Source organism: Azospirillum sp. A26 (genome assembly GCF_042604635.1).
In the GTDB taxonomy this organism is placed as follows: domain Bacteria; phylum Pseudomonadota; class Alphaproteobacteria; order Azospirillales; family Azospirillaceae; genus Azospirillum; species Azospirillum palustre.
In genome coordinates this window covers 1,397,656-1,411,347 of record NZ_CP170472.1, presented here as the reverse complement: position 1 = coordinate 1,411,347, position 13,692 = coordinate 1,397,656, and the positions used below count along the sequence as shown (strand labels likewise).

The window sequence follows — 13,692 nt, the reverse complement described above, 5'->3', positions numbered from 1 at the left end:
TGCCTTTGAGTGCGAAGGCTTGTCCAGTTCGGGCGATTAGCTCAGCGGTAGAGCGTCTCGTTTACACCGAGAATGTCGGGGGTTCGATCCCCTCATCGCCCACCAATCTTTTCAATGGCTTAGCGATAATTCCAAGGCCCCTTCGAGGGGCCTTTGCCGTATCTAGGTGACAACTAGGTGACAGCCGGTGCGGCCTTGCGCCACAGAGCCGCTGTCCGTTCTAAGACCTCCTGTCCGAATTCTACGCGAAACGCGACCTTTGTGGGGGTGGGGGCGGCGCCAAAGCGCTGTGCACCGTCCGGTGTGACCACACACACAGCAGGGTCCGATATTTCTATCTGGATGGCATTGGCTGTGCCGGAGGTCAGCGCGGTTGCAATCGCATCTCCAGCGCGGCGGGAATCTTCGTCTGAAAGATCATAATAGTACTGAGCGGATGCAACGGGTTTTAATCCCGGAACCTCCACGTAACATGCCAAAATCAGAAGTGCAAACTGCGCCTCTGATATGTGTTTCACATCCCGACCGGAACTAACGGGGAAAAGATCGAGCTGCTGGAACTTATACGATATTGCGCGTATTTGTTTCTCAGTTAAGTGAGATATTTCAGAGATAATGCTAATTGCCTGCGTAAGGGTGGCCATATCGTTTGCCAGTACTTGGTTGTTGCGAAACGTTGCCAAACAAAGATTAATCAGGAAATTTGGATTTGGCTATAAAAATCCAATTTCAAGCTTGACACCGTTTGGATTTGGATATGAGATTTCAAAACCAACTCATGTGATGCCAGACGACGATAGATGATCTGCGTGGATCATCCGTCATCGAAAGGCGAGGGGATGCAATGAGCCAAAACGAAAATTCAGAGCCCGCCCGTATTCTGCGTTATCCGGAAGTTTTCAAGCGCACCGGATACCATCGCACTTCTTTGTTCAAGATGGAGCGCGCTGGCAAATTCCCGAAGCGTATCCCTTTGGGACCGAAATCGGTGGGCTGGCTTGAGTCGGAAATTAATGCTTGGATCGCTGACCGGTTGAAAGCGCGTGACGCCGTTCCTGCCACGCCGGTCCAATCAGCTTCCTCCGTCAATGCCGCCAATCAGCCGGCACTGACCAAGCGCGGCCGGGGCCGTCCTCCGGTGAACCCGCCTCAACACCCGGCTTATTAAGCCTCACCTCTACCGTCACACAAATCGATCCCTATCCACGCGCCGTCTGATCTGGCGCGAACGCCAGAGGCTTGCCCAATGTCCACCTTGGAACGCACACAGAAGCTCCTCGCCGAAATCCTTGGCAACGGCATCGACCCCACGCCCATCGAGCCGCACGCCTATTTCGGCGACGATCTCGGGGCCGACAGCCTGGACGCTATCCAGATCCAGATCGCGGTCGAAGAAGAGTTCGGCGTCGAGATCGACGACGAGGAGTTCGGCCGCATCATTACCGTCGACGATCTGGTGAAGCGCATCGACAGCGCCGTGCCGGCGGAGGTCTGAAAAGATGGGCGACCACATCCTCCGCCCCATGGGCGCCGCAACCCTCAAGATCGCCACGGACACCCAGCCCGGCCGATTGACCGTCGCCGTCGAATGCGACGCCGGCCACTGCCATGGCATCGACAGCGTGACGGAGGATGTCGCCGGCACGCTCGCCCTCGAAGCCTCCAATCAGCATTTCAAGAACCCGGTCACCGCCTGGGTATGGGCGGCTGGGCGGATAGGTGACCTGACCCCAGCCTGACCAGTTTCGCGGCTCGCCCGCGTCCGAGGCCCGCACCCTCCATCCATCCGGGTGCGCGGCGTTTCCTCCCAGACTTATGGCCGGCAACCCGGCGGCTGCCGGCCACCTTTCCAGCCCCTTACCCATGCCTGGGTGGGGCCACAGGCCGTTGCGGACCCCCAGCGCAAACGGGGTAGCCCGCCGGCAAGCCGCCTACCCGATAGAGCGCGGCACCTCCACCTGAGACCGCCGTCATGGCTCTCCCCGCACGCAGAAAGCGCGATACTGCCGGCACCGCCCGGGAAAAGCGCGCTCGCTGCCCCTCCCATCTGAAGTTTGTTCGGTCGCATCAGTGCTCGGTCCCCGGCTGTAAGGGCGTGCCGATTGAGGCGGCGCATGTCCGCACCGGCACGGATGGCGGCGTCGGCATGAAGCCGTCTGACAAATGGTCCATCAGCCTGTGCAAGGACCATCACGCCGAACAGCACAACATCGGTGAACCGGCCTTCGAGCGGCGCCACGCCATCGACATGAAGGCTTTGGCCCGCGAGTTCGCCGCGGCTTCACCGGCCTGGAAGCGCCACCTCCAGAAGATGGAGGCGCAGCGGTGACCGACGCAGCGCCGGCCGGCCCCATCAACAGCAAGTCCGTCGGCTCCCGGCTGGGCATCTCCGCCGCCTCCAAGGTCATCACCCTGGATGGCGTCGAGATCGGCACCCTGACCCGCGCCTCCGACGAGGGACGCATGGTCTGGGTCGCCCACCTGACGGACGTCCAGGGACACCGCGGCGGCCTCCACCAGAACGGCTCCCTACAGGAGGTCATCAAGCTGGTCACCATCAAGGTGACGGACATCCTCCGCCGGTACACGCCGAACGCGGATTGGGGTCCCCTGTCGCTGGACGCATCGCCCGGCGAGATGAGGGAGATCGGCGAAGGGGCGCGCACCGTGCTGCGCTATCCCTTCGGCCCCCGCTACAGCAAGCGGGCCTGTTACGCGGGCCGCAAGGTGTTGGCTCTCGTCTTCGGCGCCGCCAAGCACGGCCGGACGGTCCACGAAGGCTCCCTGGTTTCGGTCCGCAAGATCACGCGCGCTGAAGCCCTGGCGGCGGATCGCCTCCTCGAATTTCGCCACCCCCGCGCAAAGCACTTCGCGGAGGTGGCCTTCACCCTCTCGACGCCCGCCACGGCGCCAACCCCTCCCACCGAAAACCCGTGAGGACCCGATGAACGCCCTCGCCACCAATCCGTCCGGCCTCCGGCAGGAGACCCAAGCCTCCATCATGGAGTGGAAGCTCGCGACCTTCGGCGTTTCCTCGCCGATCCGGCAGATGGCCCGCGCCACCGAGGAGCTGGGTGAACTGTTCCGCGCCGTCACCTCCGACTCGGCCCCGGAGAAGATCGTCATCGAGGCGGCGGACGTCGCGCTGATCTTGACGGACATCGGTGTCCTGCTCGGGACGGCCGACTGGCTGTTCGGCGCCCGCCGGCCCCACATCAACCGTCCGGTGCGGTTGGTGACCTACACGGTCACGCAGCTCGGACTGCTTGCCCACGAAGTGGAGATGATCTCCTCCGGAGACGCGGGCCGCAGTCAGTCTATGGCGCTGGCTTCGCTGCGCGCCGTCATCGGCGCCCTTCAGGAGCTGGTCGACTGCTACGGCCACGACCTCAAGCTGGCGATCAACGCCAAGATGGCGGTCAACCGGACCCGCAAGTGGAACCTGGACGGGACCGGCCACGGCTACCATCGGGGTGCCGTCTGATGGCGGGCGCATTCTTCCGGAAGGCCGCCGCGCGCTTTGCCGCCGCGGTCTCCACAATTCCCCCGGCCGAGGCTGCCCGAAACCGCCTGAAGGCCTGCCTCCATGCCGACGGCCGGACCAGCTATCCGGAGGTGGTGCAGTACCGGCTGAAGGACTTCGACCCGGTCAACCTCACCTACGAACCCACCGGCCCGCTGGTGAACCTGCCGCCCACGGCGGAGAGCCACCCAGACACCCACGCCGCCGATCTGGCCGGCCGGTCCGGGAAGGGCGCCCTCCCGGTGTCGCTCCCCTACATCGCCGTGGTCCACGACCTGCCGGCCTACGACGCGCTGAAGGCCCGCGGCCTGCTGGAGATCGGACATCGCATCCGCCTGGAAGACATCGGCGCCTCGGTCGACCGGCGTCCTGCACCGGGAGCATGAGCCATGCGCATCCCCGATACATGCATCAAGGACGCGGGCCGGTACGAGCAGATGCTATCCGCCGGCGGTCTCAATGCGAAAGGCGAGGTCGAGTTTCGTCGCGGTGGCAAACGGGTTCTGGATGAGGTCCGTCTTGTCGATCTGCCGCACGGCGCATTCGGGCGGCTCGTCCGAGACAAGATCGATCCCCTGTGGGGCGCTCGTGATGGCGATCCCGACGGCTATCAGCTCCTGCTGGAGCAGGTGACGGAGCTGCGGGAGCAGAGCGAATTCACTGAAGCCGAGGAACTGCTCGTCAATCGCTTCGACCCTCGCTCGGTGGCGAATTGCGTTGCGCGAGCCGTCTACGACAGGAACGCGGAGCAGTACCCGAACCAACCGCTCTGCGGGACGCTCGGCGACCTGAGCGAGATGGTCGAGAGCAACCCCGGCTTTGAAGACCTTGCTGACGAGGACGACGAGGACGACGAAGCGGGCACTCCGCCGGCAAGCGCCGCCGATCTCGCGGCCATCGTTGAGGCGGTGAGACAAGCCCCTCCTGCGCCTGAGCCCGCCACCCCGATCCGCCCGACCCAGGCGTCCCCCGCCCCGGCGCAGCCCGCTCCCACCACCCCCGTGCCGGCCGCCATCTCCCAGCCCAAGGGCAACGCCCCCATGCAGTTCACCGTCGATAAGGGGCCGCTCCTGGCCGCCCTGAAACGCGCCGTGTCAGTAGCCGGCAAGAAGACCACAATGCCGATCATCGAATGCGTCCTGCTCGATGTCGCCGGCTCCATCCTGACCCTGTCCGCCACCGACCTCGCTGTGGACATGCAGATCAAGGTCCCAGTCGCCATGGACGCACGGCCCGGCCGGCTGGCTGTTCCCGGCGCCGCCCTGGTCACGGCTATCGATGCGCTCCCGGATGGCTCCCAGGCCACCCTGGAGAAGACCGACGACGCCCGCCTGCGCATCATGGCCGGCCGCACCCGCTTCCACGTCCCGACCATGCACCCGGACGACTTTCCGGCCTTCGCCATGGTCGATGGCTCGGAAATTCGCGTCCAGGCACAGGAGCTTAAGCGGGCCATCGACCGGGTGGCGTTCGGCATCTCCACCGACGATGTCGCGCGCCCCCAACTGGCCGGCATGTTCCTCCACGCCCGTCCGGATGGCCTGCGGGTGGTGGGAGCCAATGGGCAAATCCTCTCCCGCTCGGACTTGGCGACCACCGCCCCGGCTACCGAGTTCGTCCAGGCATTCTCGGAACCCGGCCGGCCGCAAGGCGTGATGATCCCGCGTGATTCGGTTACGGCCCTCCGCCGGCTTCTGGATGCGGTCGACGGCGAAGCCGAGGTGACCACCACCATCGGCCGCAAGCGGGCCATCTTCGAGATGTTCCCGCTGCGCTTCGGCACCACCCTCTCCGCGGCGGAGTACATCGCCTACGAGGCGGTGCTGTCCCAGACCCTGGCAACGGCTAAGCGGAACTGGACCGTGCCGCGGGCCGGCCTGCTGGCTACCGTTCGCCGGGTGCGCGCCCTCGCGGGAGACAAGGGCCGCACCGTCGCCCTGACGGTCACCGGGGACGGGGTGCGTGCGGAGACGACCGTTCGCGAAAGCGCCACGGATGCCGTCGATATCCTTGAGGCTCCCACCGGCCTTTGCGATGCACCGATCGATATCGGATTCGCCGCCGGCCACTTGGCTGCCGCGCTCGATTCCCTGAACGCCGGCACCGTCACCTGCACCATGACGGACCACCTCCTGCCCACCTTCTGGCGGGCCGAACAGGAGGGGGACATTCTCGCGGCTGAACACCTCGTTGTGGTCATGCCGTTCCGCCTCGATCCCAAGAAGGCGGAGGCCTAATCCCATGGACCCGATCACCTACGGGACCGTGTGTTCCGGCATCGAGGCGCCGTCGGTCGCCTGGGAGGGTCTAGGTTGGCGCCCGACCTTCTTCAGCGAGATCGAGGCCTTCCCCCGGCAGGTCCTGTATCAGCGGCAAAAGGCGGTCGACGCCGCCCGGACCAACGCGGCGAAGCTGGGCGTCCCGCTCTGGGGCGACTTCACCGCCATGCGCATGCGCTTCTTCCGCCGCCTGGGCATCCGCCTTCCGGACGTCCTGTGTGGCGGCACCCCCTGCCAAGCCTTCAGCCTGGCAGGCCTGCGTCAGTCCCTGGACGACGCCCGCGGCAATCTGACCTTGGAATATGTGAGGCTCGCCAATGCCATCGACAACGAGCGCCGCCGTCTCGGACGGGGGGGTATCGTCATCGTCTGGGAGAACGTTCCCGGCGTCCTCTCCACCAGGGACAATGCGTTCGGCTGTTTCCTCGCGGGGCTTGTGGGCGCAGATGCCCCTCTCGTTCCGCCACGAGGACAACGCTGGACTGACGCGGGTCTGGTTGCTGGACCCCGTCGCGTTGCGGCGTGGCGCATCCTGGATTCCCAATATTTCGGCTTGGCCCAACGACGCCGCCGTGTGTTCGTTGTCGGCTGTCCTCTGGAGGGGCCCGATCCCGCGGAAATACTTCCTGAGCGCGACGGCGTGCGCCGGGATCATCCGCCGAGCCGCGAAACGGGGGCGCTCGCTACCCAAGCTCTTACAAGGAGCCTTGGAGCAGGCGGCGCGGACGACAATCGAGCCCAAGGTGGCTTCTATGTGCCCTTCGGACAGTCCGGAGAACGCGACGTCGGATCCTGCCTGACCAACCACCAGGGCCGGTACGACCTCGATACCGAGACCTTCATCGCGCACACCCTGCGGGGTGAAGGCTTCGACGCCAGCGAGGATGGCACCGGCCGTGGCACGCCCCTGGTGCCGATGCTGTCCACGACCCTCCGTGCCCGCCCGGGCGCCAAGGGCGTCGACAGCGACGCCACGGATACGCTGATCCCGACCGCTTACCGTACGGCCGGCGACGGAAGCGTCTACGAAGAGGGCGACGTGACCGCCCCGCTGACCACTGGGACCGACTCGTCAGCATCCATCGTGGCATTCGACACGACGCAGATCACCAGTGCTGCGAATTACAGCAACCCGAAGGTCGGCGACGCATGCCACCCCCTTGCCGCCGGAGCGCATGCCCCAGCGGTTGCCTTTCAGGCGAGCCAGTCTGGGATGCGGTTGGGTGGTGCAGTCCACCCGACGTTGGACAGCAACAACGGGAGCAGGCGCCACCACGGAGCGCTTACCGAGGCAGGCGTCCGCCGTCTGATGCCCGTCGAATGCGAGCGCCTTCAGGGCATTCCTGATGGCTACACCGCCATCGAGATCAAGGGCGAAGTCGTCGCCGACTCGCCCCGCTACAAGTCGCTGGGCAACACGATGTCCGGCCCTGTCGTGGAGTGGATCGGCCGGCGCATCGACCGCGCCATCCGCGCCCATCGGATGGGGAGTGCGGCTTGATGCGCTACACCCACCCCAATCCCCTCCGCAACGAGCCGGAGGCCCAGGAGCGCCGCGGCGCACAGGACCTCTCCGCCCTCGTTGCCCAGGCGCTGGCGAAGGGCGAGGCCTCCGTCAAGCCGGTGACCGGCCAGGACGTTCGGGAGAACGCCGAGCGCAACAGGAAGGCCCAGGCGAAGAAGCTCCGCCCTCGGTCGATCCGCGGCGCCGAGGTGCGTGCCGCCCAGCTCCGCGAAGCCGCCCGTCGGAAGGAGGCCGCCCAGTCATGACCGCCGCCCCGTCATATGCCGACGTCCTTGCCCGCAAGCTGGTCTCCGCCCCGATGAGGGGCTTGGACAGCATCCCGACTCTGTCCGCCCGGCACTTCCCCTATCAGCGCGACGTGCTGGAGTTCCTCCTCCAGGTCGGGTGTGGCGCGGGCTTCCTTGATACCGGCCTCGGAAAGACCGGCATCGAGCTGGATTGGTCCCGCGTCATTGCGGAGCACACCGGCAAACCCGCGCTGCTCTTCGCCCCGCTCGCCGTCGGTCCCCAGCACGTCGCCGAGGCGGCCAAGATGGGAATGGACGAGGTCCGAGTGGTCCGGTGTCAGGACGACGTCCGGCCGGGCATCAACATCGCCAACTACGAGCGCCTCCACCTCTTCCGACCTGAGGCCTTCGGCGCCCTGGCGTTGGACGAATCGTCGATCCTCAAGAGCTTCAGCGGCGTCACCACCCGCAAACTGATGGCCTTCGGGTCGGCCATCCCCTACCGGGCCTGCTTCTCCGCCACCCCGGCCCCGAACGACCACACCGAGCTGGGGCAGCACTGCCAGTTTCTGGGGGTGATGGACTCGGTGGAGATGCTGACCCGCTGGTTCATCAACGACCAGAAGCATATGGGCCGGTATCGGCTGAAGCGCTTTGCGGTTGAGGATTACTGGTCCTGGGTCGGCACCTGGGCGCGGTGCATCTCCAAGCCCTCAGATCTGGGATACAGCGACGCCGGTTTCGAGATGCCGGAGCTGCTGACCTTCAACCACACTGTCCGGGCCGACCTGACCCAGGGTGCCGGTGAAGACCGGGACGGCCAGCTTCAGCTTCTCCGCATGCCCGGCACCTCGGCGACCGAGTTGCACAAGGAGAAGCGCCACACGGTCGAAGCCCGAGCCCGGCTGATCGCGGACGTCGTCCTGGGCGAGCCGCATGAGCCGTGGGTGATCTGGTGCGACACCGATTACGAGGAGGAGGCTCTCACGGCCCTCATCCCCGGCGCGGTCGCCGTCCGAGGCTCCATGAAGCCGGATCTGAAGGAGGAGCGCCTCCTCCAGTTCGGGGCCGGACAAATCCTCCGCCTCGTCACCAAGCCCAGCATCGCCGGCTATGGCCTCAACTGGCAGCACTGCGCCCGCACTGCCTTCGTCGGCCGCAGCTACAGCTACGAGGACTATTACCAAGCCATCCGCCGTTTCTGGCGGTTCGGCCAAAAGCGCCCGGTCCATGTCCACACGGCCGAGGCTGATACCGAGTCCCATGCCGCTGCGGCAATCGCCCGCAAGGAAGCTGACCACATCGCCATGAAGCGCGAGATGGCCTCCGCCATGTCCCGCGTCGGCGAGCGCCGCGGCGTGAAGCTCAACTACGCCCCCACCATTCCGCCCGCCCTGCCGTCCTGGCTGGCCGGCTCCAACCCCGCCGCGGCGCGCTGAGCGCCAGGAGACCATCCCCTATGACCACCATCGACCTGACCAAGCTCGCCACCGATGCCGTCGCCAAGATCGCGGAGGGCGACGCCATCCAGAACGCCATCGAAGCCAACATCCGGAAGACGCTGGAGTCCGTGATCCGCGACGCGACCAGCGAATACAGCCCTTTCGGCAAGCAGCTGAAAGAGGTGGTCGCCTCCACCCTCAAGATCGACGCGGGCGGTCTGGGGCTGCCTGGCTACAACGCCGCCGTGTTGGCCGTGGTGAAGGCCAAGCTGGACAGCATCGTGGACGAGCAGCTGCGCGAGCAGATGTCCAAGCACTTGGACGCGCTGCTGGTGAATGCTCCGAAGGAAATCACCCTCACCAAGCTGGTGCGGGACTTCAAAGTTTGGCTGCGCAAGGAGCGGCTCCACACGGGCGACCGCTGCAACGCCAGTATCGAAAAAACCGAATATGGCTCCTATTGGGTCCATCTCGACCCGAAGAGCCGCCAGTCGACCTATTCCTGCCAGTTCACCATCGGCATCAGCGGTGATGGCGGCCGAGTCTTCAGCTTCTCGGACAGCGGCGTCGATATGCAGAAGGCCGTTCTGTCCAAGACGATCCGCGGCTTCCCGCGCGACGTTTTCCAGATGCTGGCCGCGGGCACGAAGATCGTCATCGACACCATGGACATCGACGACTCCATGGAGTCCTACGACGACGAAGAGGAGGGCATCTGAGATGGCCGCCTTCCTCGCTCAAGCCACCCAGCTTGCCTCTTTCCAGGCTCGCGTCGCCGTCATCGAATCCTTGTTCACCGCCGGCCGGATCGGCCCCGCCCAACGGCGGGAGCTGCTGATCCACGCCCGCGACCTGACCGAGATCCCCAAGCTGGCCTCCCTCATTCGGGAGAAGCCCCCCGGCTCCACCAAGCTGGCCCGCCTGACGGAAGAGGAGCACCGGGAGCATCGCCTCGCTGTCCGCCGGAAATGGCGGGAAAAGCGCGCGGCCGGCCAGGGCCAGGAGGGCGCCGTCCATGGCTAACCCCCACGCCATCACCGCATGGAACCCGGAGGACGCCGCGGCGATCTCCCCCAGCGGCCTCTATCGCTACTGGCTCCGCCGGGATTTGGGGATGCTCAACCTGGGCAACCCGCCCGTGGTCTTCTGCATGCTCAACCCGTCGACCGCCGATGCGACGGAAGACGATCCCACCATCCGCCGGTGCTGGGACTATGCCGACCGCTGGGGCGCGCCCTGGTTCGGCGTCGTCAACCTGTTCGCCTTCCGCTCCACGGATCCGGACGTCCTGTTCGATTACGCCGCCTGCCAGGACCCCATTGGACCCAGCAACCGGCCGGTGATCCATTACGTCGCTAAGGCGCTGGCTGCTGAGGGCGGCCGGATCGTGTGCGGTTGGGGCTCGACCGGCCAGAACAAGACCATCAGCCGCAAGTACATCTCTCAGGTTGTGGATGAGGTGGTCACGATCATCCGTGCCGCCGGGCTGGAGCCCCAAGCCCTCCGCCAGTCGGAGAAAACGAGCCAGCCCTGGCACCCCCTCTACCTGCCGGCAACCCTGGTTCCCCAGCCGTGGAAGGGAGCGCCCCATGCCCGCTGATCTGAAGCCCCGGCACCAGAAGGTGCTGGATACCTTGCCTGCCGGCGATCCAGCCGAGGTCGGCCTGAAGTCCGCCGAGATTGGCGCGCAACTTGGCCTGCGATCCGGGAATGTCGGCCGCGCCCTCTATGACCTCTTGGAAGTGGGCCTCGTGGTCTACGCCGGGACCGACGGGAATCGCCGCTACGCCAAGGCTCCCGCCGCTCCGGCGCTGGCCCCCACCACCGCCGAGCCCCAGGTTCGCGTCCCGGCCGCCCCTGAAATCCCTCCGCTTGTCCTCGATCAGGCCGCCGGCAACAGCTGGAGCCTCTACAACGCGGATTGCGTCTCCTTCGCCCGCAACCTGCCGGACAACAGCGTCGATCTGGCCGTCTACAGTCCGCCGTTCAGCAACCTCTACGTTTACTCCGAATCGGTCGCCGATCACGGCAACTGCGCCACCGACGCCGAGTTCTTCGACCATTACCGGCACCTCGTTCGCGAGAAGCGCCGCGTCCTCCGCCCCGGCCGGCTGACGGCGATCCACGTCAAGGATTTGGTCTACTACCAGAACAGCAGCGAGGACGGCTCCGCCGGTCTCCGCGCCTTCTCCGACGGCTGCACCAAGGTCCACCTGGAGGAGGGTTTTACCTTCCACTGCCGGATCACGATCTACCGCGACCCGGTGCTGGAGCGGGCCAAGACGAACGCCCACGGCCTGCTGTGGAAGACCTTCCAGGGCGACTCCAGCTTCTGCCGCGTCGGGATGCCCGAATACCTGATGGTCTACCGGAAATGGGCCAAGCCGGGGGAGGAGGATCTCGTCCGCCCGGTCACCCATCCGAAGGCTGTTGTCCCGCTCGCCCGCTGGCAGGATCTGGCCTCTCCGGTCTGGCGGACCAACGACATCGACCTGTGGCTGCCCTACGGCGATCCCCGTGTCTCCCCGCACTCCCAGGTCTGGAACCTTCAGGAGCCCGGCCGCGGTGATGGCGACCTGTCGTCCACCGATGTCCTCAACGTTGCGATCGCCAAGGACGACCGGGCCGAGCGGCACCTCTGCCCCATGCCCCTGAACATCACCAAGCGCGCCCTGGAGCTGTACACGAACAAGGGGGATGTCGTGTGGTCCCCCTACGCTGGCATCGGATCGGAGGGCGTCTCCGCCCTGTCCATGGGCCGCAAGTTCATCGGCACCGAGCTGAACCCGACCTACTTCCGGCAGGCCGCCAAGTTCCTGGCCGACGAGGAGAAGCTCAGCGCCTACGGGTCGCTGTTCGATCTGGTGGAGGCGTCATGGTGACCGCTCCCACCACCCCCGTGCCGGAAGACTTCCTGCCCATCCACACCGCCCCGCGCGACGGGACGCTGGTGAAGCTGGCCGCCTTCGACGCCAAGGGGCAACTGGACGCCTCTGTCGAGATGCGCTGGCAGGCTGACGCCAAGAACGCGCTGTTCCCCGGTATCACCGGCTTCTGGGTCACGCCCGACTTCCCCGGCCCGCACTCCTTCACCTGGAACGAATCTGATCCCGACGCCGCGCCCACGCACTGGCGCCCCGTCCGGACGAACTGAGGTATCCCGATATGACGAACACCCAACAGCCCCAGGCGCTGGCTCCCGCCTATCGCGTCGGCTTCATCATCCCGGAGGGCCTCCACCCCCGCACCGCCACCCTGGTCCGCGACTTCGCCGAGGCAATGGCGAAGAAGCTCCGCGCCTCCGAGGTCAAGCACGGCTGGACGGCCAACTGGATGCGCAAGGACTGGCAGGGCGAACTGGCGGCCGAGCTGCTCCGCCACGTCCACAAGGGCGATCCCATCGACGTGGCCGCCTATGCCGCCTTCGCGTGGTTCCATGGGTGGAGTGTCGCCCCCACCAGCCCGACCGCCCGCATCACTGAAGAGTTCTGCCAGGTCATCCGCGAGATGGTCGGCGTGGCGACCGGCGAAGATGCGGATCCGGAGTTCGACCATGAGGCGATGACGCTGGTGGACAGCTGGCAGCGCCGCCTGCGCGATGCCTGCGCTCCCTATGACCCGTATCGAGGCATCACCCTCAACGTGTCCGCCACTTCTGGCGGGCAGGTCGCAACCATCATCCCCTACACCGACGAGGACGGCAAACCGGACATGGCCGACTGGCGAATGATCGCCATCGGACGCCCCGGCGACACCCCGGACCACGTCCTTGACCGCATTCCGGCGAAGGCCGCCCCCATCCTGTGCGAGGCGATCAACGCCCGCCCTGCGCCCGCCTACGACCCCCTCCGCCGCATCGACTATCCCGAGGGTAGGTTCGGCCCGGCCATGCTGGACGGCGACGACGAGATGTCCGGCAAGGAGCTGAAGCTGATCGCCAAGAGCCACGGCTTCGACCTCCGCCTGAAGGTGGAGGAGTGGGACGACGAACTCCGCGACATGATCATCGACGACACCTTCGGCGCGGCCCTGGAGGCTGCGTGCCCGCCCCAGGTCGACAAGGACGGCTACCAGCTCGTCGGTGCCTGGGATGACGAGGAAGGCGAACTCGTGCTGGCCTACGTCCGCCCGCTGACGAAGGACGCCAAGCCGGAGGGCTCCGCCAATGGCTGAGACTGCGAAGCCTGCCGTCCCAGCCACTCTCGCCGAGCGGTTGAAGACCCTGACCGCACCAGATCGGGAGGTCGATGCGCTGATCCAAATCGCGGTCCACCCGGAGTTTGGAGCCCGCTACGACAAGCTGACCGGGCCTCAGCCGGAATACGTGCTGTTCTCCGACGTATGGCGGCGCAACCGGGCCGATCATCTCAACCACGCGAACAACGTCGCTGACTGGTGGCGTGTGCCTCTCTACACCAGCAGCATCGACGCCGCCATGGCGCTCATGCCGGTTGGGGTTGAACTCCTAGACCTGACCCTCTCTTACGACACGCTTGAGCAGCCATGCCACCCGGCGGTCGCCATCCGCTGGTACCCGCCGAACAAGAAAGGGGGCGACTGGTATGGACAGGTTTCCAGCGCCCCGACCATCCCGCTGACCATCTGCTTGGCCGCCCTCGAACTTCGCGCTGCCAGCCAGGAGGCTGCCGCCCAAGGCGCTGGCGCGGTCGGTCACACCCTGCCGAAGGAGGCATAG

The 13,692-nt window shown here is 65.9% G+C and carries 19 protein-coding genes and 1 tRNA gene; 19 read left to right on the top strand and 1 reads right to left on the bottom strand.

All coding sequences use genetic code 11. The annotated features are described in order from the left end of the window. The first annotated feature begins 30 nt into the window (after positions 1 to 30). Positions 31 to 105 (top strand) — tRNA-Val (locus ABNQ39_RS07245). 68 nt (positions 106 to 173) lie between these two features. Here the strand turns inward: ABNQ39_RS07245 and ABNQ39_RS07240 are convergent. Beyond that, positions 174 to 644, bottom strand: a complete 471-nt coding sequence (locus ABNQ39_RS07240; protein WP_376959695.1) for a hypothetical protein — start codon at positions 642 to 644, stop codon at positions 174 to 176. A 200-nt stretch (positions 645 to 844) separates the two neighbouring features. On the opposite strand from ABNQ39_RS07240, the gene ABNQ39_RS07235 reads away from it, so the two are divergent. The 18 genes from ABNQ39_RS07235 to ABNQ39_RS07150 all read left to right on the top strand — a co-directional run bounded on the left by ABNQ39_RS07235 (position 845) and on the right by ABNQ39_RS07150 (position 13,692). Continuing rightward, entirely contained in the window at positions 845 to 1,168 is a 324-nt protein-coding gene (locus tag ABNQ39_RS07235) for a helix-turn-helix transcriptional regulator (RefSeq protein WP_376959694.1), read from the top strand. Positions 1,169 to 1,246: 78 nt separating this feature from the next. Then, positions 1,247 to 1,495, top strand: coding sequence for an acyl carrier protein (locus ABNQ39_RS07230; RefSeq protein WP_376959693.1), 249 nt, complete (start codon positions 1,247 to 1,249; stop codon positions 1,493 to 1,495). A 4-nt stretch (positions 1,496 to 1,499) separates the two neighbouring features. Further along, entirely contained in the window at positions 1,500 to 1,739 is a 240-nt protein-coding gene (locus ABNQ39_RS07225) for a hypothetical protein (protein ID WP_376959692.1), read from the top strand. A gap of 356 nt (positions 1,740 to 2,095) precedes the next feature. Next, positions 2,096 to 2,329, top strand: a complete 234-nt coding sequence (locus ABNQ39_RS07220) for a hypothetical protein (RefSeq protein ID WP_376959691.1) — start codon at positions 2,096 to 2,098, stop codon at positions 2,327 to 2,329. Next, complete coding sequence (locus ABNQ39_RS07215; RefSeq protein WP_376959690.1) at positions 2,326 to 2,937, top strand: hypothetical protein; 612 nt, start codon at positions 2,326 to 2,328, stop codon at positions 2,935 to 2,937. Before ABNQ39_RS07220 ends, ABNQ39_RS07215 begins: the two co-directional genes overlap by 4 nt. 7 nt (positions 2,938 to 2,944) lie before the next feature. Then, entirely contained in the window at positions 2,945 to 3,484 is a 540-nt protein-coding gene (locus ABNQ39_RS07210; RefSeq protein WP_376959689.1) for a hypothetical protein, read from the top strand. Further along, positions 3,484 to 3,909, top strand: a complete 426-nt coding sequence (locus ABNQ39_RS07205; protein WP_376959688.1) for a hypothetical protein — start codon at positions 3,484 to 3,486, stop codon at positions 3,907 to 3,909. Before ABNQ39_RS07210 ends, ABNQ39_RS07205 begins: the two co-directional genes overlap by 1 nt. 3 nt (positions 3,910 to 3,912) lie before the next feature. After that, positions 3,913 to 5,760, top strand: coding sequence for a DNA polymerase III subunit beta (locus tag ABNQ39_RS07200; protein WP_376959687.1), 1,848 nt, complete (start codon positions 3,913 to 3,915; stop codon positions 5,758 to 5,760). Between the two features lie 4 nt (positions 5,761 to 5,764). Next, entirely contained in the window at positions 5,765 to 7,303 is a 1,539-nt protein-coding gene (locus ABNQ39_RS07195; RefSeq protein ID WP_376959686.1) for a DNA cytosine methyltransferase, read from the top strand. Then, a complete protein-coding gene (locus ABNQ39_RS07190) occupies positions 7,303 to 7,572 on the top strand; it encodes a hypothetical protein (RefSeq protein WP_376959685.1) in 270 nt (89 codons plus the stop codon). Before ABNQ39_RS07195 ends, ABNQ39_RS07190 begins: the two co-directional genes overlap by 1 nt. After that, on the top strand, positions 7,569 to 8,993 hold the full coding sequence (locus ABNQ39_RS07185; RefSeq protein ID WP_376959684.1) for a hypothetical protein: 1,425 nt from the start codon (positions 7,569 to 7,571) through the stop codon (positions 8,991 to 8,993). The genes ABNQ39_RS07190 and ABNQ39_RS07185 overlap by 4 nt, the downstream gene beginning before the upstream one ends. Before the next feature lie 20 nt (positions 8,994 to 9,013). Beyond that, positions 9,014 to 9,715: a hypothetical protein gene (locus ABNQ39_RS07180; RefSeq protein WP_376959683.1), complete on the top strand. Its 702-nt coding sequence runs from the start codon at positions 9,014 to 9,016 to the stop codon at positions 9,713 to 9,715. Between the two features lies 1 nt (position 9,716). Then, positions 9,717 to 10,019, top strand: coding sequence for a hypothetical protein (locus ABNQ39_RS07175; RefSeq protein ID WP_376959682.1), 303 nt, complete (start codon positions 9,717 to 9,719; stop codon positions 10,017 to 10,019). Then, positions 10,012 to 10,596 carry a DUF1643 domain-containing protein gene (locus ABNQ39_RS07170; RefSeq protein ID WP_376959681.1) on the top strand — a complete coding sequence of 195 codons (585 nt, stop codon included), beginning with the start codon at positions 10,012 to 10,014 and terminating at the stop codon, positions 10,594 to 10,596. The genes ABNQ39_RS07175 and ABNQ39_RS07170 overlap by 8 nt, the downstream gene beginning before the upstream one ends. Then, positions 10,586 to 11,878 carry a DNA-methyltransferase gene (locus ABNQ39_RS07165; RefSeq protein ID WP_376959680.1) on the top strand — a complete coding sequence of 431 codons (1,293 nt, stop codon included), beginning with the start codon at positions 10,586 to 10,588 and terminating at the stop codon, positions 11,876 to 11,878. Before ABNQ39_RS07170 ends, ABNQ39_RS07165 begins: the two co-directional genes overlap by 11 nt. Continuing rightward, complete coding sequence (locus ABNQ39_RS07160; protein WP_376959679.1) at positions 11,872 to 12,150, top strand: hypothetical protein; 279 nt, start codon at positions 11,872 to 11,874, stop codon at positions 12,148 to 12,150. Before ABNQ39_RS07165 ends, ABNQ39_RS07160 begins: the two co-directional genes overlap by 7 nt. 11 nt (positions 12,151 to 12,161) lie before the next feature. Next, a complete protein-coding gene (locus ABNQ39_RS07155; RefSeq protein ID WP_376959678.1) occupies positions 12,162 to 13,169 on the top strand; it encodes a hypothetical protein in 1,008 nt (335 codons plus the stop codon). Then, positions 13,162 to 13,692 carry a hypothetical protein gene (locus ABNQ39_RS07150; RefSeq protein ID WP_376959677.1) on the top strand — a complete coding sequence of 177 codons (531 nt, stop codon included), beginning with the start codon at positions 13,162 to 13,164 and terminating at the stop codon, positions 13,690 to 13,692. The genes ABNQ39_RS07155 and ABNQ39_RS07150 overlap by 8 nt, the downstream gene beginning before the upstream one ends.